We start from the raw sequence: 245 nt of genomic DNA on the forward strand, positions 1-245 counted from the left end.
GCTGCTGACCGGCTGCATGGAACCGAACCAGCGCGAGAACGGCGCCGTGAGCACCTTCGCCTACATACTGGAGGAACTCTGGGAGACGGAAGCCGTCTCAGTGCGGTACCGGGAACAGCTCGAGGCGACCCGGAAGAAGCTCGACAGCGAACAGGCCGAGACCGCCAAGCTGCGCGAGCAGCTGGAGGGCCTCAAGGCCATCGAAGAGAGCATCCAGCAACGTGATAGGGATAAAGGGGCATCAG

The 245-nt window shown here is 62.9% G+C and carries 1 protein-coding gene; it reads left to right on the plus strand.

The window, feature by feature from the left end:
* A partial coding sequence (locus SB754_RS22350) for a hypothetical protein (protein WP_410784471.1) occupies window positions 1-245 on the plus strand: 245 nt, incomplete at both ends.

This window comes from Leifsonia sp. SIMBA_070 (genome assembly GCF_046534635.1).
Taxonomy (GTDB): domain Bacteria; phylum Actinomycetota; class Actinomycetes; order Actinomycetales; family Microbacteriaceae; genus Leifsonia.